We start from the raw sequence: 19,055 nt of genomic DNA, 5'->3' as shown, positions 1-19,055 counted from the left end.
CGGCCGCGCGGCCTGGCCGCCTGCCGCCCGTCAAGGCGGCGTGCCGTGCGTGCCTTTCTCAACCTGAAGATGGAAACCACAAGATGACCTCGAGAAGCCGCCGTGACTTCCTCCGCACCGCCGCGATGAGCGCCGGTTCGGCCACCGCCCTGACGATGCTGCCGCAGGGCATCCGCAATGCGCTCGCGATTCCCGCGAACAATCGCACGGGGAGCATCCGCGATGTCGAACACATCGTGATCCTCATGCAGGAGAACCGCTCGTTCGATCATTACTTCGGCACGCTGCGCGGCGTGCGCGGCTTCGGCGACACGCGCGCGATCACGCTGCCCACCGGCAAGCCGGTGTGGAACCAGCCGCTCGCGGCCGGCGCGGGCGAAGTGCTGCCGTTTCATCCCACGGCGTCCAACCTGGGCCTGCAGTTCATCCAGGACCTGCCGCACGACTGGACCACGACGCACGCTGCCTGGAACGGCGGCCGCTACGACCAGTGGGTGCCCGCCAAGGGCACGACCACGATGGCCTACCTCACGCGCGACGACATTCCGTTCCACTACCAGCTCGCCGACGCGTTCACGATTTGCGACGCGTACCACTGCTCGACGATGACCGCGACCGACCCGAACCGCTACTACATGTGGACGGGCTGGGTGGGCAACGACGGCAGCGGCGGCGGCCCGGTGATCGACAACGCGGAAGCGGGCTATGGCTGGTCCACGTATCCCGAAGTCCTGCAGAGCGCGGGTATCACGTGGAAGATCTATCAGGACGCGGGCGAAGGCCTGGATGCCAAGGGCTCGTGGGGCTGGACGGGCGACAACCCGTACATCGGCAATTACGGCGACAACTCGCTCCTGTATTTCCATCAATACCAGAACGCGCAGCCCGGCAATCCGCTGTATGACCGCGCACGCACGGGCACGAACGTGCTGGCGGGCGGCGGCTATTTCGACGTGCTCAAGCAGGACGTGGCGAACAATGCGCTGCCGCAGGTCTCGTGGATCGTCGCGCCCGAGGCGTATTCGGAGCATCCGAACTGGCCCGCCAACTATGGCGCGTGGTACGTCGACCAGGTGCTGCAGATCCTCACGTCGAACCCGGACCTGTGGAGCAAGACCGTGCTGCTCGTGAACTACGACGAGAACGACGGCTTCTTCGATCACCTGGCGCCCCCGTTCCCGCCGGCTTCGAGCGCGAACGGCCTCTCGACCGTCGATACGACGAACGAGATTTTCCCGGGCAGCAGCAAGTACGCGGCGGGCCCGTACGGCCTCGGACCGCGCGTGCCGATGCTCGTGGTCTCGCCGTGGTCGCGCGGCGGTTGGGTGTGCTCGGAGACGTTCGACCATACTTCCGTGATCCGCTTCATCGAGAAGCGCTTCGGTCTGCATCACGACCTGCGCGAGCCGAACATCACGCCATGGCGCCGCGCCGTGTGCGGCGACCTCACGTCGGCATTCAACTTCGCCACGCCTAACGCGGCGATTCCCGCGCTGCCTTCCACGACGGGCTATGCGCCGCCCGACAAGCTGCGTCACCCCGACTACGTGCCGGTGCCGCCGGTCGTGGGCAGCGTGCCGAAGCAGGAAGCGGGCGTGCGCAACGCGCGGGCGCTGCCGTACGAGCTGTTCGTGCGCTTCGATTCGAACGCCAGCTCGGGCGACGTTTCCACGCGCTTCGTCAATTCGGGCCGCGCCGGTGCGGTGTTCCTCGTCTACACGGCGGGCAGCACCGATGCGCCGCGCACCTATACGGTCGAAGCCGGCAAGCATCTGCAGGACAAGCTCGCGATTGGCGCGAGCGGCGCATACGACTTCAGCGTGCATGGACCGAACGGGTTTCTGCGCCGTTTCGCGGGCACGCAGGTCAAGTCGGACTGGTTCGGCGGCAACGAAACGGCGCGCCCCGAAGTGGCCGAGGGCTACGACGTGGCGAACGGCAACCTGCAACTGCGCCTCGAGAACAAGGGCGGCGCGCGCTGCCAGTTCACGATCGTCAACGCGTACGACCCGGGCACGAAGATCCAGCGCACGGTGCCCGGCGGCGACACCGAGCAGCTTTATCTCGACCTGCGCAACGCGTACGGCTGGTACGACCTGACGATCACGGTCGATAGCGATGCGACGTTCGTGCGCCGCATTGCGGGGCATGTCGAAACGGGCCACGCGAGCTATAGCGATCCCGCGCTCGGCGCCTGATACCGCTGAGGAGTGAGATGAGCCGCGGCTTTCGCGAGCCGTGGCTTTTTTTGTTTACCGCGTAGTGGATCACGGCGCCTCTAGCGCCAGCGTGGCGGTGGCGGTCCCCAGCCGGGATGCCGGACGTGTCGCGGACCCATGAAATGCGGAGGGCGGTGCCACGGAGAAAAGCCGTGCCGCGAATACACAACGGGAGGCGGCCACATCGGCGCGGCGGGATGCATGAAGAATACGGGCGGCGGCGGCGCGTAGAACGCCCCAGGAATCCCGATGCCCACGCCGACATTGACGTTCACGCGCGCCTGTGCGGTTTGCATCGCGCACAGCGTCGTCGCGATACAGAGGAATGCAAACTTCAACACACGGAGTTTCATCGCCGATCCTCCGTCGCGAGCGCGCGTTGCGGACGCTCGCGGCTGGTTATTTCGTGTGCGCTTCAGCGGGCCGGAAAGCGGCGTCCGCAAGCTTCTTCTGCGAGTCGGGCATGGTCGCGTAAAGCGCCGAGAAGGCATCGAGCATCGCCTTGCTGCCGTCGGCATTCGCCTGGGCGATTTCGTTCCACGATTGAAGGTTCTCCACCGCGGTTTGCTGCTGGGCATTATCGTGCCGCTGCTGGATCAGATCATCCACCGTTTTCGCGTTATTGCGCATGACGTCGGCCACTTTCGCCCACTGATCCTCTTCGGCGGGAGTAATCTTCAGTTCGGCATGCAGTTCTTTCACGCGGTCGTCGACAGTTTCGACGTGATGCTGATGCGACGACGCAGCCGGAGCGCTGGCCTGCGCCCAGCACGTGGAAGTGCCGAGCAGGGCTAGCGCAAGCAGGACAGGTTTCATTGTCAGCCCTCGCGAAAAGCGTTCGCCGGCAATGGCCGGCAAGTCGGAACGAACCATTTTGATCATAGCAGCGGCGGCAACCAAATTCGGCATCCTCTATGTAACAGCGAATAACAGGGAAAAGAGGGAATAGGGCACGATTCCCGCAAAGCACCACGCTTCACTCACGCAGAAAATCGGCTTGGCTCGCCCGGCAGCGAGGCATTCTGACGATACAAGGAGGCAACGTGGCGATTCGATTGGCATTTCAGAGGGCATCCCATTCGCATTCCGCTCCTGTCGCCCGGTTAGCGTGGGGAAGACTGGCGTGCGCCACGCTGGCCGTGGCAACTTTGGCGGGCTATGTGCCTGCGAGCCGCGCCGCCGTGTCCATCATGCGCCCGCCGCGCGAGGCGAGATCGGACGAACCGCTCGTCGTGACGATCGTGTATACCGGCGATGCGCCGACCGGCACTTCGATCGACGTGCCGCGCGATTTGAGCATCACGCTGACCAATGGAGAGGCGTTGCCGAAGGCCGTGCTGCTCGCGCGCGAACCAGGCGCACCCGAGCATTTGCGGCTCGCCGCCGGAGAGATGAAGGCCGTGAGCTATAGCGCGGCATGGCCCAAGTGGGCGCGCGGCGCTTTGAGAGTGGACGTGCCGGGCGTGGACGTTTCGCCTTCCGTGGTCCTGCTCACGCGCATGCCGGCTTCGGCAACGGCGAACGCCGCGGCGCCTGCCTCCGCGCCTTTGGTGCCAGCGGCAACGGTTGCGTCCGCATCGGAACCGGTCGCCACGGCGCCAGCCGAAGGACCCATGGCGGGCAATGCTTCACTTGCGGCGCAAATGCCGCCTTCCACCGTAAAGCCCTCGAATTCGCTGGTGCCCGACATTGGCACTTTCCTCGCGGGCCGTCTTTCGTTCTACCAGCCAAACTATTTCGCGGACGGCTGGTCATCGAGCGACGCGGATCTCGCAAGATTCCAGATCAGTATCAAATTCCGCTTCATCTTGCCGGACGATCCGCGCTCACGCGGTTTCCTCGACAACCTCTATTTTGCTTATACGCAGACTTCGCTTTGGGATGTCCGCGGGGACGAGTCGCCGTTCCACGATACGAGCTACATGCCCGCGCTTTTCTACTACCTCGAGGACACCGGTTGGAGGTCAAGCTGGTTCACCCGGATGGGTATCGAGACCGGCTACGAGCACGAATCGAACGGGACGCCCGGTCCGGGTTCACGCGGCGTCGACATCGTGTATGTGAAGCCGATCTGGGATTTCGGCGACCTCAACGCGAACCACCTGACCATCGAGCCGAAAATCTACGCGTACGAGCACATCCAGGAGACGAATGGGGATATAGCCCACTATCGCGGCTATGTCGATCTGCTGTTCAAATACGGCAGCCCTGATGGCTGGCAACTCGCAACGACGCTGAGAAAAGGCACGAGATCGACCTATGGAAGCGTCGATGTGCAATTTACATACCCGCTTGCCAAGCTATTCGGCAATGCATGGGGCGGGTATCTGTTCCTCAACTACTTCAACGGCTACGCCGAAGATCTTCTCGATTACAACCAGCACCGCTGGGCTGCGCGCATCGGTTTCGCCGTGTCGCGCTGACTGACTTTGGCGTGCGAATGTTGGGAAACGTCACTCGTGCGGCGGGTATCGTAGAGAGACACCAGGCGTGGGTCACGTAATGCTTTGACCCACTACGAACCGGTGGCCATCCGGTGTGGCCACGGTGCATTCGCGCATGCCGTACGGGCGATCGAGCGGAGGCTGCGGGACAATTGCACCTCGTTGCGCGATTTCATCGTGAAACGCTTGAACGTCCTCGACTTCCAGATAGCCGAAGTAGCTGTGATCCCCCGTCGCCGCCGGGGACAACGCATCGGGGCAATGGCCGAGCATGATCCGCACGCCGCCCTTCTCGACGATTCGCCAGTCGGTCGAATCGGCCCAATCTACCCGAAAGCCAAGCACGTCGCGAAAGTATGCCGCGTTGCGTTCGAGGTCCTGGACGGCAAGGACGAAAGCGAAGGGACGTATCGTGTTCGTGTCGGTCATGAGCGATCTTCTTCAACAGGGATTCGATTGGTGGTGGCGTGAGTATGACGCACGCATCGGGCACCGTGTTTGCTCGCTGTACATGCAGTGCGCCATCCGCAGTCGCGGCTAGCCGGTTGCCGCGCTGCTCACACACGCACCATCGGAGGAATGACCATGAATGAGCAACGGGAAGAGCGCATCCGGCGACGCGCTTATCAACTCTGGGAAGACGACGGCGCGCCGGAAGGTCGGGCGGACGAATATTGGAGCCGCGCCGAAAAACAGGTTGCCGCCGAATATGACGCAGAAGGAGAAGCGTCGAGCATCGCCAGCGATCAGGCCGGCAAGCGCCGGTTTGCCGGTGAACCCCTGCAGGAAAGCGACACCATGCCGCCGAGTGAACTGGCGCGCGACAAGCGGCGCGGTGGCGGGTGAACTCACGCGTTGATCGCGCATGTGCCGCGCTTCAGGCCATCGTCACGCCAGCCGGCGCGACCTGTTCGCACATCAATGATGCGCGAACAGGTCGTTGCGGCCCTCGTGTGACATGAGTGCGTCGTGGCGCGACATTTGCGCAACCGACGCATTCGAGGTGCCCGAGCTTTCCATGCCATAGCCGGAGTCCTCGGTGGGTTGCGTGCTGGCGTGCTGCGGGTTTGCCGGTTGCTGCATCTGCATCTGCCTGGTTTGTGCCGCAGGTTCAGTGTCCTGCGCGAAGGCGGCGGCGGGCAACGCGACGGCAAGCGAGACAATAGCAGTAGCAAGTATAAGTTTCATGATACAGACTCCATGTAACAAAAATTACTTCGGATTACTGAAAAAATGTACGGATCGCAAAACCGTTTTGCAACCGCGCATTCAACATCGCGACGTCCGATCACCGCGACGTATGTCCACAGGCTACGCAGCCAACCTTAGAGTTTGCTTATGCGCAGGCAACGATGCGCATCTAGTGCATATTCGGCCGTGGTTAAGGTTTAGTTAAGCAACGGCGGCATATAGTCCCAAGCTGTTTCGTTCCGCCCGTCATGCGGCGCAAGGAGTGTTCATGTCCACCACCACACGAAGTCTCATCGAAGATACGGTCAGCAAGGTCCCCGCCGTGACGCTCGGCTTCTGGATCATCAAGATTGCTTGCACCACGCTCGGCGAAACCGGCGGTGACTGGGTGACGATGTCACTGAATCTGGGCTATCTGGTTGGCACCCTCATTTTTCTCGCATGCTTCGTCGTGCTGGTTGGGGCGCAGATCCGCGCACAGCGCTTCTACCCGTGGCTTTATTGGGCGACGATCGTCGCCACGACCACGCTTGGCACGACGCTCGCCGACTTTTGCGACCGTTCGCTCGGCGTAGGCTATCCCGGCGGCGTATCGATCATTCTGCTGTTGCTCGTGGCCAGTCTCGCGATCTGGTACCGCGTAGAAGGCACGGTGTCGATCGAGAGCGTCGCGACGCCGCGCGTCGAGTGGTTTTACTGGATTACGATCCTGTTTTCGCAGACGCTCGGCACCGCGCTGGGCGACTGGGTGGCGGGCGAAGACCGCGGCGGCCTTGGCGTAGGCTACGAATATGGCGCTGCGATCTTCGGCGCAGGCCTCGTCGTCGTCGCGCTGCTGTGGTTGTGGCCGCGCGTTTCGCGCACGGCGCTTTTCTGGTTCGCGTTCGTGCTCACGCGTCCGCTCGGCGCGACGCTGGGCGATCTGCTCGACAAGCCCGTCGCTGACGGCGGCCTGCACTTCAGCCGCTTTTATGCATCGGCGCTGCTGATGATCTTCATCGTCGGCTGCATCGTGGTGCTGCCTCAGCGTGCCGCTCGCCGGGTGCGCGACGCGTAGCGCGCATCGGTCATTGCGGCATCGCGCACGTGAAACTGGTCGCGCGGTTCAGATTACCCTTGCCCAGATAGCGCGGAAACGCCGGGTAGCGGCACAGCGGCCGCGTGCGGCCGTTCGTGGCCTGGGCAATGTCGGTCGCGAACAAGGTTTCCGGCGCGCTGTCATGCGTGACCCAGTCGTCGAGCGCGCCCAGCAGATCGACGGACGGAATGAACACGCCGTTGCCGTGCTGGTAACCCGGCACCATGTAGAGCCGCATGAAGCTGTCCACGCGCTCTTCGCCGTAGCGCCCCACCAGCCCCTGGTAGTAGGCGATGGTCTGGTTTGGGCTGATGACCTCATCGGCGAGTCCTTGCAAGGTGATGAGCTTGCCGCCTCGCGCGATATAGCGCGACACGTCCGGATTCATCGCGCCGATCGTCGTCGACAGCGTAAACAGGCGCTCGCGGTGACGGCCGGGATGCATTACGTCGAAGTTCGTCGAATCGAAAGTCGGGTCGTGCGTGATGAAGTATTTGAGGTACGCATCGCCCTGCGCGTACAGGTAGCCATTGGCGACGAACCCCAGTTGAGTCAGCCGCTGCGGCTCATGCGCGAGGCCCAGCATGCTCGTGAAGCGCGTGCCCTGGAAGACGTTGTAGCCGCGATAGGTGTCCGCATTCCAGGCGAGCGCGTAGGGCAGGCGCAGGCCGTCTCGCAGGCTTTCCAGCGTGGCCAGTTGCGGTGGCGTCAGGCAGTCGTCGGGGGCGTGCTGGCGATCCGTCTGATCCTGTGAGGAGCAACGCAGCGAGTCGATGATCTCGGGCTCTTTCGCGCGGCAGGCTTCGACGTCGCTGATCAGGCCGTCCGCCGCGCCGTCGAGCGTATCGCATGCCTGCATCACGCGCTCGTACACGCGCTCCAGCAGTTGCGGCGACAGATAGCCGCCCGGCGTGCGGTATTCGTGCTGGCCCACCACGACGCCCGTCAAGCGCACGCCCGAGAAGTTCAGCGCGGGCGAATTCGCGATCACGCCGTCGTAGTCATCGGGATAGCGCTGGATCACGGTATAGCCTTCGCGGCCGCCTGTCGAGCCGCCCGCGAAATACACGTGCTCCGGCGGCTTGCCATAGCCGAGCGTGATCAGTGCGAGCGCAACGTCATGCGCTTTCTTCAAATGCGCGTAGCCGAAGTTGGTCACGGCTTCTTCGAGCAGTCCGAAGTTGGCCTCGGACGAGGTGCCATTGTGGCCGGAGTCGTCGCCGAAGGTCGCATAGCCGCGCGCGAGCGGCGCGCGGTCGGGCGAGAAGGGCATCGGGCCGGTTCCCGTCACCACGACGCCGCTGTAGCCGCCACCGCCGAATTGCAGCGCACGGCCGTTCCAGCGGCTCGGCAGATTGACTTCGAAGCGGATGTCCGGCGTCCCGGCGCTCCGGGCGCGGATCACGCCGGTCAAGCGGCAGAAGTCGCCGTTGAGATTGCCTGTGGCGGTCGCGGAGATCATCGCGGCGCTCTGCACGAGCGCACCGTTGGTCGGCAGGCCGATGCTCGTGGGCGGCAGCAGCGCGCCGGCAAGGTCGGTGCAATGCAGCGGCAGCGAAGGCGTGTGCTGGGCGAAAACGGGGCCGCTAGCGATGAGCGTGAGCGTGGCGATGGCGATCGCCTTGAGGGATCCGAGTGCGCGCTTGCCCCGTCGTATCATCCGCAGCCGGCTCCGTTGACGCTCGCCCGGGCCTTCTCCTTCTGGCGCCCGAGGGTGCCGCGCCACGCCCTGGCGAGCATGAGCGTCGCGCCGATCGCGACGATGTCGCCCGCCAGCGCTGCCGCGAACGCCGCCGCGCCGTGCAGCGCGTGTGGCGTGGCGGTGTCGACGATCACCGAGATCAGCGTGCCGCCGACGAAACACACGAGCCCCGTGCGGCCAACGGTCACGACGGCGGGCACGCGCGCGGCGATCCGCGCGATCGTGCCGCGATGGACGAAATACGCCGCCACCATGGCAATGCCGATGAAGTTGACGACGCGCGCGAAGGCCAGATGCTGTTTCATTGCCCCAGGCATGGGTTGAATCAGGAGGAACCATTTAACCGCCGCGAACAGCACCACCGCGGCGAACGCGCATCGTACCAGCCAGCGCGCGGTTTCCGAGGTCTTGAAGCCGGGCGGAAGCGGGTGCAGCCGGCAGAGCATGCCGAATACGAACATCAACTGCCACGCGAATGGGTTGAACGGCCAGTTCGCGAGTGTGCTCGCGCCGATGAGCGCAGCCAGCAGCGGCGCGAAGGCCCAGAGCAACAGGCTGCAGATCAGCGTGGCGAGCGGCGCGCGGCGGGCGAAAGGGACGGCTGCGGGCACGCACAGCGCAAATATGACATACATCGGCAGCACGCTGGACAGATACGGCTGGCGGGCGAGCAAGACGACGTGGAGGGTCTCGCGCAGCGGATGCGTGGCAAACGACGCCCAGCCGCTCAGGTCGGCGGCGGCAGGATTGAGGTTCAGGAGCGCGAGCATCGCGCCAGAAAGCAGCGTGAGGAGGGCGGTCAGCAGATAGGTGCGGTAGATCTCCCAGCCGCGGCGCAGGAAGCGCGCTTGCGCGGCGCTCATGCCACGGTGCGCGCGCACGGCCATAAAGGCCGCGGCCGACGCGTACCCGCCGAGAAACACGAACACTTCGGCGGAGTCGCACAGCGCGTAAGCGTGCAGCGTCAGCTGCGCCAAGGCGCTGCCCGGTATGTGATCGAGCACGATCACAATCAGCACGACGCCGCGGAAAAAGTCGACTTCGATCGAACGCCTCTGGCGAGACTCCATGGTGCCCTCGCAAGCATCGCGGCGGCGCCAGCTCAGGCTGGCGTTGACCGCTCGATGAATGGCAGGGCGGCGGCTCACTTATCGTGAGCGTCGCCCTTGTGCGTACGAGGGCATCTCGCAGGTATCGTTCCCTGCTCGCGGCGTGGTTGGGGCTTTATGCGCCTGATATGACACGCGCGCCATGTCGGCGCCATCTGCATGCCAGCTATGTGGCGATTGCGGTGTCCGGCGGCGTGTCGCCTACTTCGCTGCGGCGGCGCGTTCGATTCCGGCGATGTCGATCTTGCGCATAGTCATCATCGCTTCCATCGCGCGCTTGCCGGCTTCGCGATCAGTGCCGAAGACGCATTCGAGCAGGCGCTTTGGCGTGATCTGCCACGAAAAACCCCAGCGATCCTTGCACCAGCCGCAATCCGATTCCTCGCCGCCGTTGCCGACGATGCCGTTCCAGTAGCGGTCGGTCTCTTCCTGGCTGTGGGTCTCGACCATGAAGCTCACGGCCTGGTTCGCCTGGAAGTTGGGGCCGCCGTTCAGGCCCACGAAGCGCCGGCCGAGCACCGTGAATTCGACCACCAGTTCCGCCCCCGCACCGATGCCTGGTATCGGGGATACATGGGCAGCCCCGACATGGCTGTCCGGAAACGTCGCGGCGTAGAACTCCGCCGCTTCGCGTGCTCTACCTTCATCGAACCACAGGCAAGTCACAAGTTCCGCCATCACGATCTCCTTTGACAAGGCGTCTCATTGCCGACGCGTAGCGCACATTGTGACAAAGCCTCGGCGTTATGGGGGATTTTTGATTTTTGCTGATGGAGTACCGCGGCTAGTCGATGCAGCGTTCGATCGCGAGGGACTGGGCGTTGTGTGCATCTATCCTGTCGTGTTCCGAAAATGATTCGGAGTACGATGCAACACACAGCGCAAGATTAGCGCGAGTGCTGTGTGGCGCGAACATGAGCGCAAGCGTGAATGCCATGACTGCCGCAAGCACAATAGCGCCGCCGCGCAAGGTCGTGCGCAAAGCGGGCGATAAGGGGAAAACGGCGCTAAAACGCGAAGTGTGTTCGACGATGGTTCGGAACATGACGGGCTCTTTGCGGTGAACGTCTAGGGCATGACGTCACGATAGGCAGGCCCGGCAGTCGCGACAAGACCCAGCCGCGCGGCAAAACATGGAGCCACGCACCGCGGGATCGAGGGACATACGACTACTTCGGGAATGCTTGACGATAGACATTCGGCGCGGCGCCGAATGCATCGCGGAAGCGATGGCTGAAGTGGCTCGCGTTCGCGTACCCGCACTCTGCGGCAATCTGCGCGAGCGGCAGAGCGGTCGTGCGCAACAGCAGGCGGGCGCGCTCCAGACGCTGGGCGGCGATCCACGCATGCGGCGGCCGCCCGAACGAGGTGCGAAACATACGCGCGAGATGGTACTCGGAAAGGCACGCGACATCGGCCAGTGCGCCGAGCGTCAGCGTCTCGCCCAGGTGGGCGTCGATATAGTCGCGCAGCCGCCGCCGTGTCGATACGGCGAGGCCGCCCTTGAGGGCCGCGCCCGCGCGCCGCACGCCCTGGCTGCGCAGCAGCAGGCTCAGCACGTCGTGCGCCGTTTCGTTGCTGCGTAAAAGTCCATCTGGATCGGCCCAGTTCTCGTTGGCCAGCGCCTGGCAGAGCACGGCAATGCGTTCGTCTTCGAAATACGTGCGGTCAGCGAGAGTGAGTTCGCGCGGTTCCTGGTCGAGTTCGCGCACCGCGCGCTGCGTGAAGTGCTCGGGCAGGAAATACAGGTGCATGAAATGCATGTGGCCGCGCACCCACCAGCGCGATTCATGGTCGCCGGGCAGCGCGCAGAGGCGGCTTGGCGCGCCGTACACGCCAGGCAGTTTCTGCCGCTCCGTGCGGTAGCCGCCGTCGAGATAGCACGACAGCGTGTGATGGCCCGGCCGGTCATAGACGGTTTCGGCCTCGCGCGTGACGCGCGTCCACACGGCGGCCGCGAACTGGTCGCCGAGCCACGCAAAGCGCTCCAGCGTCGCATTGGCCTCGCTCAGCGTGCGGCACACCGAATGCAGCCCAAAGGGCGTATTGGCGAGGGCGGGTGCGGGAAGCGGCACCTGGGCGTTCATGGTCGGGGCGGCGTGCTGCAAGGCGGTGATGGGGTCCACAAAGCGGGTAGTCAGAGCGGCTTTTGAAAGTATACGCTCGCGCCCCCGCCGTTGCTGGCCGTGGCCGGGCGCAGGCAAGAAATGCGCAATCCTGGACAAGTCCGCGCCGGCCCCGTGCGCCATAGTTGGGGCATCGACTCGAGGTCCTTTCCCGTAATGAATCTCTTACTCTACATGCTCACCGTCCTGATCTGGGGCACCACCTGGATCGCTATCAAGTGGCAGCTTGGCGTCGTGCCCGCGCCCGTTTCGATCGCCTGGCGTTTCGGGCTCGCGGCACTTCTGGTGTTTGCGCTGCTGGGCGTGATGCGCCGCCCCATCTGGCCGCCGCGCGCGGCGTGGCGCTATCTCGTCGCCCAGGGGCTGGCGCTGTTCTGCCTCAATTTCCTGTGCTTTTACTATGCCGAGAACATCGTGCCGAGCGGGCTCGTGGCCGTGGTGTTTTCGACCGCGCCGCTCTTGAATTCGATCAACGGACGCATTTTCATGGGGCGGCCGCTGCAACCCTCCGCCGTGGGCGGCGCCGTACTGGGCCTGATCGGGATCGTTTGTCTTTTCCTGCAGCAGATGGCCGGCCATATCGGCGATCAGACCGCGTGGCTCGGCCTCGCCGTGGCCTTCCTCGGCACGCTGTGCTTTTCCACGGGCAATCTGCTATCCAGCCGCATGCAGTCGATGGGGCTCAATCCGCTCGTCACGAACGGCTGGGCCATGCTGATCGGCACCGCTGTGCTCGTGGCCGGCAGTGCCGCGGCCGGATTGCCGTTCAGGCTCGAAATGGATGCGCGCTATCTCGGCGCGCTGGCCTGGCTCGTCGTGGCAGGGTCAGTGATCGGTTTTACGGCCTATCTGACGCTCGTTGGCCGGATCGGGCCCGAGCGCGCGGCGTATTGCACGGTCTTGTTCCCGATCGTCGCTCTGGCCGTTTCGACGGTCTACGAGGGCTACCGGTGGTCCTTGCTTGCGGTTATCGGGCTTTTGCTGGTCGTCTCGGGCAACCTCGTAGCGTTCGATCTGACGCGGCGCCTGTTCGCGCGCCGCGCGCCGGCGGCGTGAGCGGGCTTCAGCGCGCCAGGCTCGCCTTCAGGGTGTTGGCGTAGCGTTGTGATTTGCGGTCGTCTGGAAGCGTCAGTCCGGAGTTTATGTGTTTTGCATCATTTGTCGGCGGCCTGGCCGCCGCGTCGATTGTGACGGGATATGGGGTGCGAGTGAGCGGGATGGCGCACTGAGGTTCTCGGTGGCTGATTCAATTGAATATCGAATTCCTTCATTTTTATTACAAAACGAGCTGAGCGCCACAAGTTGATCGTGTGCGCTAAAGATTCGTCTGACGGTTGCCGATACCCTCTGATGTGCAGATAAAGATGAGTGCAAACACGGGGATTGACGGCCGCTCCGGGGTTACTGCGTAAGCCCGCGCCTGGCGAGCTATTCACCCCCTCCTGGCGAGCGCCGTCCTTACGCCGCGAGCGTGATCTGCGCCGGGGACAGGCACACGACAAAGACGGGAGAGGGCAGTAATGAAGGTTCACGCTAGTGCGCTCACGCTGCTGCACTGGTTGGCGCAACGTGAAAGCGCCTCAGTCAGCGAAATTACTGCGTCGGGATTGATGAGTTCGCGCGAAGCCTCGGATGTCGTTCGCTACGCCATGCGCAACGGCGCCGCCGAACGCGTCAATAAGGGCGCGAGTGCGCGAGGATCCGCGCGTTACCGCTCGACTGGCGTACCTCTGCCCGAGCCACGGACATCGCCGGCCGGCGCATCGTTTGACGGCTTGTTGAGCGCATGGGGAATCGCACAGGAACCGCCCGAGCTTCCCGTGGTGCGAACGCGCGTATACCAGATCGAAGATAGCGCCCAGGATAGTCGAGGGGATGCGCGCCTCAGCAAACAAAAGCTCAATGACTGAAATTAACTGAGGGCGACTGAGATAATCACCGAATAAATGCTGTGCCAACATGAGGCTATATCCACTTCCTGTGCGGGTGGCCTCGATTAAAAAGAGAGTAAAGACGAGAAAAACATGAGAGTACGTCCTTATCAATTCCGGGGAAAACGCGCTTTGCTAATTGCTGCACTGGCAGGCGTCGCTTCAATTGCAATATGCCAGTCTTCTGCACAGGCCGCCTTGGGCGGGAAGATCGACTCACTTCAGATCGAAGCGTCCGCGCTCAGGGGGCAGTTGTCCTCGACGGCATCTACCTCGACCTCGACCTACACCACCCAGGTCATCACGCTGCCCACGGGCACGACGGTACGCGAATACGCAAATGCGGCAGGGCAAGTTTTCGCCGTGTCCTGGAGCGGGCCGCGCCCGCCGGATCTTTCGCAATTGTTCGGGACTTACTTCTCCGAATACAAGGCCGCGCTGCAGACGCCGACCCACGCTGACCTGCATCGACACGTAGCGGTCGAGTCGGCGCAGATGCGCTATGTGGGAGGCGGACGGATGAACAACATGCGAGGCACGGCCTGGTTGCCGGCTGCGGTTCCTGCGGGTGTCACGCCGGAGGACCTGAAATGAACTCGACTCGCAACGCGTTTTGGGCAATGGGGCTCTGTGCCGTACTGGCCGCTTGCGGCGGCGGTGGTGGCAGCAGCGGTAACGGCGGCCAGACCGCGCAATCGAGCACACCGGGTTCGGGCACGAGCAACGGTGGGAACTCGAGCGACCCTACTCTGGGCACCGGTAACGTCCTGCCGATTAGGGTGGACAACTCATTGGCGCCTTCAGGTAGCGGCTATTCGCCCAATCTCCCGGTAGCCACGGTGACGGTGTGCCTCCATGGCACCACGCAATGTACGATCGTGAGTGACGTTATCGTGGACACCGGTTCGGTCGGGCTGCGTCTCACGTCCTCGGCGCTCGGTGCCCTGGCGAGTGCGCTGCCCCAGCAAAAGGACAGCAGCGGCAATGTGCTTGGCGAGTGCTACCCGTTCGCGGACGGCCGGTATTTCTGGGGGCCGGTGGCTACCGCCGATATCAAGCTGGCTGGCGAAGTTGCCAGCAACGTGCCGATGATGATCGACGGCACGCCCGGCGGATTTCCTGCCGCACCCAGTGCCTGTGGCGTCACCCTCGCGGATACGCCGTCAGTCATTGGCGCCAACGGGATTCTGGGCGTAGCGAATCTCGTGGAGGATTGCCCGAGCTGCACGAGCAATGCGTCGAAGGACATTTACTATTCCTGTAACACGACGACTGGAACTTGCACGTCGACGGCAGTGACCGCCTCGGCCCAGATTCAGAACCCGGTGGCAGTTCTCCCGCAGGACAACAACGGCGTCATCGTCGAGTTGCCCGCCATTTCGGCTGCGGGACAGGCGTCCGTCGATGGTTCGCTCGTGTTCGGGATAGGAACGCAATCGAACAACACGTTCGGTGCGACTTCGGTGCTGGGCTATGACGCGAGCCTGTTCATCTCAACCCAGTACAACGGGCAGGTGCTGGCCGAGTCATATGTCGACAGCGGATCCAATGGCCTGTTTTTCGCCGACAGTTCGATAACCCAGTGCGCCGGCGGGACCGGGTGGTACTGCCCGACGGCCACCCAGGCGTTGACGGCGACAGCCTTTGGCAACGCGGGAGCCACGACGCCTGTGAGCATGTCCTTCATGGTCGCCAACGCAAACATACTTGCGAGTACGCGCGCCTCGGCTTTCAACAATCTCGCGGGGACCGCAACCAGCGCGACGTTCGACTGGGGATTGCCATTCTTCTTCGGGCGCAATGTCTACTTCGCGATTGCGGGCAGGACGGCACCCGGCGGGACCGCGCCTTACGTCGCGTTCTAATGGCTGATTGACCGCGTGCAGGCCCGACGCGGCAAAAGGGCGATCACTCTGCTGATGCGTGATCGCCTTTTTTTTGGGTGCGCTACCGCGCCAGCCGCGCCCGCAAAAACTCAATAAACCGCTGCGTCTTCGCTGGCAGCAGACGCGTTTCCGTAATCGCGTAGACCGGCGTGGGCGTGCCATGCCATTGCGGCAAAATCCGCCGCAACGCTCCGCTGGCCACCTCGTCGGCCACGATTTCCGCTGGCAGCAGCACGATGCCCATGTCGAGCGTAGCGAGGCGGCGGATCATGCCGACGCTGTTGAGCGTAAAGCGTCCGCCCACCTTCACCATGCTCGTGCGCTTTGCGTCGTGCAAGGTCCACGTGTCAGCCCTCAGGATAACCAGGCATTCGTGCCGTTCCAGGTCGGCCGGCTTGCCTGGCTCGCCCGCGCGCCGGAGATAGCCCGGCGACGCATAGAGATATGGTGTGAGCGACGCCAGCGGACGCGCAATGAGTTGCGAGCTTTCGGACTCGCCCATGCGGATCGCCACGTCGAACGGATCGCTCACCAGATCGACACGCCGCGGATTCAGTTCGAAATCGAAGGAGATGGCTGGGTAGAGACTGGCGAATTCGGCGATCAGGGGCGCGAGGTAGGTGACGGCGAAATCGACCGGAAACGAGGCCCGCAGCACGCCGCTGGGCTGCGCGACCATGTCGCCTAGCTGCTCGTGCGCGAGGCGGGCTTCATCGACGATGCGCTTGCAGCGCTCGAAGTAGACCTGACCCGCTTCGGTCAACTCGATCTTGCGCGTCGTGCGATGGAGCAGGCGCAGTCCGATCGCCTTTTCCAGGCCGCTGATGCGGCGTGAAAGGGTGGAATTCGGCATGCCTGTCGCGTCGGCGGCACTGCGAAACCCCTTGGCTTTGACGACTTCGACGAACAAGGCCATGTCGTTCAATAGTTCCACCTTCACTGCTCCATCAATGGATCAATGATATCCAAATTACCATATTTATCCCAATCGTGAAGCAGGCGATGATGCACCCATCCAAACCAGTCGAGGTGATCATCATGAGCAAGCTTTTCGAATCCGTACGCGTCGGACGTTACACGCTGCCAAACCGTCTGGTCATGGCGCCCATGACGCGTTCGCGCGCGCTGGCCGACGGCACGCCCGGCGAACTGGCCGCCGAGTATTACGCCCAGCGTGCGAGCGTTGGCTTGATCGTCACCGAAGGCACGCAGCCTTCGGATGAGGGCCAGGGCTACATGACGACCCCGGGCATTTATAGCGACGCGCATGTCGCCGGATGGAAAAAAGTCACCTCGGCCGTACATGCGAGAGGCGGTCATCTCTTCATCCAGCTCATGCACGCCGGCCGCATGTCGCATCCCGACAATACGCGGCACCACCGCGTGGGCGTCGCGCCTTCCGCCATTGCGCCGGGTACGGCCATGTTCACGGCCAGCGGCATGCAGGACATTCCCGTGCCGCGTGCCTTGACCATCGAGGAAATCCGCCGCACCGTCGACGATTTCCGCACCGCCGCCCGCCACGCCGTTGATGCCGGCGCGCACGGTGTCGAAATCCACGGCGCGAATGCCTATCTGATTCAGCAGTTCTTCGCGCCGAGCGCCAATACGCGCACGGACGAATACGGTGGCCCGATCGAAAACCGCGCACGCTTTGCGCTCGAAGTCGCGGCGGCCATTGCCGGCGAAATCGGCGCGGACCGCACGGCTATCCGCCTCTCACCGGGCACGACGCTGTGGGGCATCGACGAAGGCGCCCAAGGCCCCGATCTTTATCACTATCTGGTGGCCGAACTCGACAAACTGGGGCTCGCCTATCTGCACATCGCGCATCAGGGCGACGAGGCGCTGCTGGGTGACATTCGCAAGCTGTGGAAGGGCGCGTTGATCGTGAACCGGGCTGGCCGCCCGCGCGAACAGATTGGCGCAGATGTGGCCACGGGGCTGGCGGATCTGGAATCCTACGGTCAGATGGTGCTGGCGAATCCCGATTTCGTCACCCGCCTGCGGCGCAATGCGGCGATGAACGCGGCGGATCGCAACGGCTTCTTTGGGGGCGCCGCGCAAGGCTATACGGACTACCCGAGCTTGAGCGAAGTGGCTAACGCCTGACGTAACGAGAAGGCGCGGGGCGTGCGTTGCATTCGCCGCGCCAATGCAAACCGCCTGCCTTGCGCGGTTACGCAATGGCTCATTCGAGCGGTCCCGCGAAGGCGCGCCGATACCACGCATGGAAATGGCGCATGCCGTCTTCGAGCGGCGACTGATACGGCCCGGCGTCGCTGATGCCGCGCCGGTGGAGCCGCAGTCGTCCCGCATCCATACGCTCGGCGATCTCGTCGTCCTCGATCATCGTCTCCAGATACGCCGCGCGTTGAGCTTCGATGAATTCCCGTTCGAATGCCGCGATTTCTTCGGGGTAGTAGAACTCCACCACGTTGAGCGTTTCCTGCGGGCTCTTCGGATACAGCGTCGAGACCACGAGCACGTGCGGGTAGAGCTCGATCATCTGCGTGGGGAAATACGCGAGCCAGATGGCGCCGAACTCGGGCGCCTCGCCGCCGCGATAATCGAGCAATCGATCGTGCCACGCGCGATAGATTTCCGAACCGGGCTGCGCAAGCGCGGCGTGTACGCCCACGCGCTGCATGCTGTACGTTTCGGCGAATTCCCAGTCGAGCGTGTCGCAGGTCACGAAGCGCCCGAGGCCTGGGTGGAATGGCGCGACGTGATAATCCTCCAGATAGACTTCGATAAAGGTTTTCCAGTTGTACCGGCAGGTATGCGTTTCGACGTGATCGAGCACGTACCCGGAGAAGTCGAACTCGGGGCGCATGAACACGCGCGCCATGTCGCGCGCGGGCTCGCGGGGTCCCTCATAGAGCATCCCATGACAATTTCGCAGTTCGAAACGTTCGAGATTGCGGCACGGCTTGCGCTCGAACTCGGGCGCGCCGATCAACTCGCCGCCAGGCGCGTACGTCCAGCGATGCAAAGGACATACGATGTTGCCGCCGCTCGCGGCGAGATTGCCTTGCGCAGGCGGGCCGCCGCTCTCAGCGACGTTGCCGGCCTTGCCGCCCAGCATGAGCGACTGGCGATGACGGCAGACGTTCGAGAGCAATTGCACGCCGTGTTCGCCGCGCACCAGCACGCGGCCGCCTTCGTCCTGCGGCAGGTGCCGCCAGTCGCCGCGCTCGGGCACCGACTGTTCGTGGCCCACGTATAGCGCCGAGTGCGCGAAGATACGCGCCATCTCGCGCTCGAACAGCGTCTCGTCGAAATAGGCGCTCGCGGGCAATTGCGCATGCACCTCCTCCGTATCGGTCGGCAGCGCGAGATGCGCGAGGTCACTGATATCGTTCATCG

The 19,055-nt window shown here is 63.6% G+C and carries 19 protein-coding genes; 8 read left to right on the top strand and 11 right to left on the bottom strand.

All coding sequences use genetic code 11. From position 1 onward, the window contains the following. The first annotated feature begins 83 nt into the window (after positions 1 to 83). Positions 84 to 2,198 carry a phosphocholine-specific phospholipase C gene (locus ACOJB8_RS09530; RefSeq protein ID WP_342947568.1) on the top strand — a complete coding sequence of 705 codons (2,115 nt, stop codon included), beginning with the start codon at positions 84 to 86 and terminating at the stop codon, positions 2,196 to 2,198. Between the two features lie 80 nt (positions 2,199 to 2,278). On the opposite strand, the gene ACOJB8_RS09525 is transcribed toward ACOJB8_RS09530, so the two are convergent. Together ACOJB8_RS09525 and ACOJB8_RS09520 are read right to left on the bottom strand one after the other, a co-directional pair. Then, positions 2,279 to 2,572, bottom strand: a complete 294-nt coding sequence (locus ACOJB8_RS09525) for a hypothetical protein (protein ID WP_035512844.1) — start codon at positions 2,570 to 2,572, stop codon at positions 2,279 to 2,281. A 46-nt stretch (positions 2,573 to 2,618) separates the two neighbouring features. Next, positions 2,619 to 3,119, bottom strand: a complete 501-nt coding sequence (locus ACOJB8_RS09520) for a Spy/CpxP family protein refolding chaperone (RefSeq protein ID WP_256094627.1) — start codon at positions 3,117 to 3,119, stop codon at positions 2,619 to 2,621. A gap of 239 nt (positions 3,120 to 3,358) precedes the next feature. Here ACOJB8_RS09520 and ACOJB8_RS09515 point away from each other — a divergent pair, with 239 nt between their 5' ends. Further along, positions 3,359 to 4,642, top strand: coding sequence for a phospholipase A (locus tag ACOJB8_RS09515; RefSeq protein WP_256094628.1), 1,284 nt, complete (start codon positions 3,359 to 3,361; stop codon positions 4,640 to 4,642). Positions 4,643 to 4,714: 72 nt separating this feature from the next. Here ACOJB8_RS09515 and ACOJB8_RS09510 read toward each other — a convergent pair whose 3' ends face one another. Further along, positions 4,715 to 5,092, bottom strand: coding sequence for a VOC family protein (locus ACOJB8_RS09510; RefSeq protein ID WP_475012222.1), 378 nt, complete (start codon positions 5,090 to 5,092; stop codon positions 4,715 to 4,717). Between the two features lie 156 nt (positions 5,093 to 5,248). Here ACOJB8_RS09510 and ACOJB8_RS09505 point away from each other — a divergent pair, with 156 nt between their 5' ends. Then, positions 5,249 to 5,509 (top strand): DUF2934 domain-containing protein, encoded by a 261-nt coding sequence (locus ACOJB8_RS09505; protein WP_475012220.1) that lies wholly within the window; start codon positions 5,249 to 5,251, stop codon positions 5,507 to 5,509. 72 nt (positions 5,510 to 5,581) lie between these two features. Here the strand turns inward: ACOJB8_RS09505 and ACOJB8_RS09500 are convergent, their stop codons facing one another. Beyond that, complete coding sequence (locus ACOJB8_RS09500) at positions 5,582 to 5,851, bottom strand: hypothetical protein (RefSeq protein WP_475012218.1); 270 nt, start codon at positions 5,849 to 5,851, stop codon at positions 5,582 to 5,584. A 271-nt stretch (positions 5,852 to 6,122) separates the two neighbouring features. On the opposite strand from ACOJB8_RS09500, the gene ACOJB8_RS09495 reads away from it, so the two are divergent. Next, positions 6,123 to 6,911, top strand: a complete 789-nt coding sequence (locus ACOJB8_RS09495) for a COG4705 family protein (protein ID WP_069263771.1) — start codon at positions 6,123 to 6,125, stop codon at positions 6,909 to 6,911. A 10-nt stretch (positions 6,912 to 6,921) separates the two neighbouring features. Here ACOJB8_RS09495 and ACOJB8_RS09490 read toward each other — a convergent pair whose 3' ends face one another. The 5 genes from ACOJB8_RS09490 to ACOJB8_RS09470 form a co-directional block, all read right to left on the bottom strand. Further along, positions 6,922 to 8,592 (bottom strand): tannase/feruloyl esterase family alpha/beta hydrolase, encoded by a 1,671-nt coding sequence (locus ACOJB8_RS09490; protein WP_475012216.1) that lies wholly within the window; start codon positions 8,590 to 8,592, stop codon positions 6,922 to 6,924. Then, the gene (gene opgC, locus ACOJB8_RS09485) at positions 8,589 to 9,704 is read right to left on the bottom strand and encodes an OpgC domain-containing protein (RefSeq protein ID WP_475012214.1); all 1,116 of its coding nucleotides are present in this window, start codon (positions 9,702 to 9,704) and stop codon (positions 8,589 to 8,591) included. The genes ACOJB8_RS09490 and opgC overlap by 4 nt, the downstream gene beginning before the upstream one ends. A gap of 240 nt (positions 9,705 to 9,944) precedes the next feature. Next, positions 9,945 to 10,421, bottom strand: a complete 477-nt coding sequence (locus ACOJB8_RS09480) for a VOC family protein (RefSeq protein ID WP_475012212.1) — start codon at positions 10,419 to 10,421, stop codon at positions 9,945 to 9,947. 106 nt (positions 10,422 to 10,527) lie between these two features. Continuing rightward, complete coding sequence (locus tag ACOJB8_RS09475; protein WP_475012210.1) at positions 10,528 to 10,788, bottom strand: hypothetical protein; 261 nt, start codon at positions 10,786 to 10,788, stop codon at positions 10,528 to 10,530. A gap of 124 nt (positions 10,789 to 10,912) precedes the next feature. Beyond that, entirely contained in the window at positions 10,913 to 11,830 is a 918-nt protein-coding gene (locus ACOJB8_RS09470; protein WP_069263781.1) for a helix-turn-helix domain-containing protein, read from the bottom strand. 195 nt (positions 11,831 to 12,025) lie between these two features. Here ACOJB8_RS09470 and ACOJB8_RS09465 point away from each other — a divergent pair, with 195 nt between their 5' ends. The 3 genes from ACOJB8_RS09465 to ACOJB8_RS09455 all read left to right on the top strand — a co-directional run bounded on the left by ACOJB8_RS09465 (position 12,026) and on the right by ACOJB8_RS09455 (position 15,665). Further along, positions 12,026 to 12,925: a DMT family transporter gene (locus ACOJB8_RS09465; RefSeq protein WP_368605252.1), complete on the top strand. Its 900-nt coding sequence runs from the start codon at positions 12,026 to 12,028 to the stop codon at positions 12,923 to 12,925. Between the two features lie 1,073 nt (positions 12,926 to 13,998). Further along, on the top strand, positions 13,999 to 14,394 hold the full coding sequence (locus ACOJB8_RS09460; protein WP_368624635.1) for a DUF2844 domain-containing protein: 396 nt from the start codon (positions 13,999 to 14,001) through the stop codon (positions 14,392 to 14,394). Further along, the gene (locus ACOJB8_RS09455; protein WP_475012207.1) at positions 14,391 to 15,665 is read left to right on the top strand and encodes a DUF3443 family protein; all 1,275 of its coding nucleotides are present in this window, start codon (positions 14,391 to 14,393) and stop codon (positions 15,663 to 15,665) included. Before ACOJB8_RS09460 ends, ACOJB8_RS09455 begins: the two co-directional genes overlap by 4 nt. A gap of 82 nt (positions 15,666 to 15,747) precedes the next feature. Here the strand turns inward: ACOJB8_RS09455 and ACOJB8_RS09450 are convergent, their stop codons facing one another. After that, complete coding sequence (locus ACOJB8_RS09450) at positions 15,748 to 16,620, bottom strand: LysR family transcriptional regulator (RefSeq protein WP_176732869.1); 873 nt, start codon at positions 16,618 to 16,620, stop codon at positions 15,748 to 15,750. A 104-nt stretch (positions 16,621 to 16,724) separates the two neighbouring features. On the opposite strand from ACOJB8_RS09450, the gene ACOJB8_RS09445 reads away from it, so the two are divergent. Further along, a complete protein-coding gene (locus ACOJB8_RS09445) occupies positions 16,725 to 17,798 on the top strand; it encodes an alkene reductase (RefSeq protein WP_475012205.1) in 1,074 nt (357 codons plus the stop codon). Between the two features lie 79 nt (positions 17,799 to 17,877). Here the strand turns inward: ACOJB8_RS09445 and ACOJB8_RS09440 are convergent, their stop codons facing one another. After that, positions 17,878 to 19,053 (bottom strand): aromatic ring-hydroxylating oxygenase subunit alpha, encoded by a 1,176-nt coding sequence (locus ACOJB8_RS09440; protein WP_475012203.1) that lies wholly within the window; start codon positions 19,051 to 19,053, stop codon positions 17,878 to 17,880. Positions 19,054 to 19,055: the final 2 nt, after the last annotated feature.

The organism is Paraburkholderia sp. BR10141, assembly GCF_056155635.1.
This window is presented reverse-complemented; position numbering and strand designations above follow the sequence as displayed.

Bases quoted from the DNA above. Each gene is read 5' to 3' on its own strand.
- ACOJB8_RS09530 (WP_342947568.1), top strand. From the start codon at position 84: ATGACCTCGAGAAGCCGCCGTGACTTCCTCCGCACCGCCGCGATGAGC.
- ACOJB8_RS09525 (WP_035512844.1), bottom strand. From the start codon at position 2,572: ATGAAACTCCGTGTGTTGAAGTTTGCATTCCTCTGTATCGCGACGACG.
- ACOJB8_RS09510 (WP_475012222.1), bottom strand. From the start codon at position 5,092: ATGACCGACACGAACACGATACGTCCCTTCGCTTTCGTCCTTGCCGTC.
- ACOJB8_RS09505 (WP_475012220.1), top strand. From the start codon at position 5,249: ATGAATGAGCAACGGGAAGAGCGCATCCGGCGACGCGCTTATCAACTC.
- ACOJB8_RS09500 (WP_475012218.1), bottom strand. From the start codon at position 5,851: ATGAAACTTATACTTGCTACTGCTATTGTCTCGCTTGCCGTCGCGTTG.
- ACOJB8_RS09495 (WP_069263771.1), top strand. From the start codon at position 6,123: ATGTCCACCACCACACGAAGTCTCATCGAAGATACGGTCAGCAAGGTC.
- ACOJB8_RS09490 (WP_475012216.1), bottom strand. From the start codon at position 8,592: ATGATACGACGGGGCAAGCGCGCACTCGGATCCCTCAAGGCGATCGCC.
- opgC (WP_475012214.1), bottom strand. From the start codon at position 9,704: ATGGAGTCTCGCCAGAGGCGTTCGATCGAAGTCGACTTTTTCCGCGGC.
- ACOJB8_RS09480 (WP_475012212.1), bottom strand. From the start codon at position 10,421: ATGGCGGAACTTGTGACTTGCCTGTGGTTCGATGAAGGTAGAGCACGC.
- ACOJB8_RS09475 (WP_475012210.1), bottom strand. From the start codon at position 10,788: ATGTTCCGAACCATCGTCGAACACACTTCGCGTTTTAGCGCCGTTTTC.
- ACOJB8_RS09470 (WP_069263781.1), bottom strand. From the start codon at position 11,830: ATGAACGCCCAGGTGCCGCTTCCCGCACCCGCCCTCGCCAATACGCCC.
- ACOJB8_RS09465 (WP_368605252.1), top strand. From the start codon at position 12,026: ATGAATCTCTTACTCTACATGCTCACCGTCCTGATCTGGGGCACCACC.
- ACOJB8_RS09455 (WP_475012207.1), top strand. From the start codon at position 14,391: ATGAACTCGACTCGCAACGCGTTTTGGGCAATGGGGCTCTGTGCCGTA.
- ACOJB8_RS09445 (WP_475012205.1), top strand. From the start codon at position 16,725: ATGAGCAAGCTTTTCGAATCCGTACGCGTCGGACGTTACACGCTGCCA.
- ACOJB8_RS09440 (WP_475012203.1), bottom strand. From the start codon at position 19,053: ATGAACGATATCAGTGACCTCGCGCATCTCGCGCTGCCGACCGATACG.